The 1,798-nt window shown below is 31.1% G+C and carries 3 protein-coding genes; 1 reads left to right on the forward strand and 2 read right to left on the reverse strand.

The features are described 5' to 3' along the window. Positions 1-285 precede the first annotated feature (285 nt). Positions 286-732 (reverse strand): hypothetical protein, encoded by a 447-nt coding sequence (locus ABZA26_RS14255; RefSeq protein WP_372715156.1) that lies wholly within the window; start codon positions 730-732, stop codon positions 286-288. 144 nt (positions 733-876) lie between these two features. On the opposite strand from ABZA26_RS14255, the gene ABZA26_RS14260 reads away from it, so the two are divergent. Continuing rightward, positions 877-1,284: a hypothetical protein gene (locus ABZA26_RS14260; protein ID WP_372715157.1), complete on the forward strand. Its 408-nt coding sequence runs from the start codon at positions 877-879 to the stop codon at positions 1,282-1,284. Positions 1,285-1,328: 44 nt separating this feature from the next. Here the strand turns inward: ABZA26_RS14260 and ABZA26_RS14265 are convergent, their stop codons facing one another. Further along, positions 1,329-1,562 (reverse strand): zinc ribbon domain-containing protein, encoded by a 234-nt coding sequence (locus ABZA26_RS14265; RefSeq protein ID WP_372715158.1) that lies wholly within the window; start codon positions 1,560-1,562, stop codon positions 1,329-1,331. Between the last annotated feature and the right edge of the window lie 236 nt (positions 1,563-1,798).

Genomic DNA, 1,798 nt, shown 5'->3' on the forward strand with positions numbered 1-1,798 from the left:
CTCTTTTGATTTTTTAAAAAGAAGATCAATAAAAATATTTATTTCCATTATCATTTCCTCCAAATCATATTTTGATTAATTGAACAACTATTTTCCAGAACAATTTTAAACGTCCTATATAATTTATAGTATTTATTCATGATAAATGCAAACAAAAGATATATTTGGAACGACATATGACTAAGTTTGATCACTATTTTTTCTGAAAATATAAAAGGCTGAAACCTCTAAAAAGAGTTTCCAGCCTCTCGGTGCTATTTTTCAGTTGATATTTAAAAATATCATTTATCTTTTGGTATTTTTATGATTTATTTTCATTATTTCGGTTTTGACCTTGGCCTCTAGTGATCCTATCTCTTCATTGAGATTTTCCACTTTGCTCCAGTCAGGGTTTTCTTTCAGAAGCTCCGCTTCCAGTTCGAGCTGTTTTCTGTTTATATCTATTCCGTATTTGCTGTATACTTTAAAGCTTTCCTCTCTGATTTTTAGGTACAGCTCTCCTTCCTCAGCTGTAAGCCGCTGGAATCTCTGCATATGCATATATCCATCTCTGTACTGGCCATCTCCAAAATTATACATCATCATATTGCTACTGTATCCAGACTTCATCATTCTGTCTCCAAAATAACCATGTCCACCATTAAACGCCTTTCTCATACCGAAACTCATAAATAAAAATACTAATACTAAAATCAAAAACAAGGCGCCTATAAACGATAAAATTTTTCTCATTGTCAACCTCCTTTAATAAAGAAATTCTATATATACTATTCTACGAGGTACAGAATAATCCTATATAAAAAATTAAAAATAAAAAAAAGAAGGTATGCTATATCAGAGTATATAATTTTGTCAGATAAAGAGGGGGGGATGGGTATGAAAAATATTATTTCACTTTTAATTCCAAAAATTATTAAAGTTTCCCCTTCTTCAAAGGTAAGGGAAATTTACAGCATAAAAAAACTCAAGTCAAAATTTGGAAAATCTAATGTTTCTGCAAATGATATTCAGATAGAGGTATGGCTAGGCGACACATGGGCAATATTGCAGGACGGGATTCAAAAGCCCTTTGAAGGGAGATTTCTCGCTATGATAAACTCATCTTTAGAAAAAGAAGGGATGTCAAAACTAGGAGTCAAAAAAAGTGGACACGTATATTATGACCCGGTCAGAGAGCAGTATACAATTGTAAACTGTTCAGGCAAGGTTGTTTTTATAGGTAGCGGTAAAAATATTGATGAAATATCGAGAATCTTTAGAAGAATAGAACTACACAAAAAATAATAAAAACTTTTAAACAAAAAATCCAGATTATATAATCTGGATTTTTATTGTTCTTTCAGAAAAAATTCAAGTGTTTTCTTTGATTTTAATTCGTTACAGTGGTTGCAAAAAAACTGAGTAGACCCGCATGCTGCCAGAATCTCCACTTCTTTTCCGCATTTGTCACATAAGGCTGCTTTTTTAAAGGTTTTTTTACATTTGTCACAGTGATATTTTCCAGTGAGACTGTCCTTGGTAGTTTCATTTCCGCAAACTGGGCACACACTAATTTTATCCATAAATTTTTCTCCTTTTTATAAAGTAAATATAGCTGATACTAATTATAAAATTGTTTTACAGAGATTTCAAGTTTTATTAATTAGAATTTTATTATTTCTAAATTTCAAACTCCAAAAACAATGTCGCAAAATTAGACCCTCCTCTTACATCTTTTATAACTCCTTGAATTCCTGATCTGTGGGAAATTCCTATTCCTGCATTTGAATTATTAAACTCCTCTTTTCCAAAGATATCC

The sequence above is a fragment of the Ilyobacter sp. genome, assembly GCF_041583315.1.
Lineage (GTDB): Bacteria > Fusobacteriota > Fusobacteriia > Fusobacteriales > Fusobacteriaceae > Ilyobacter.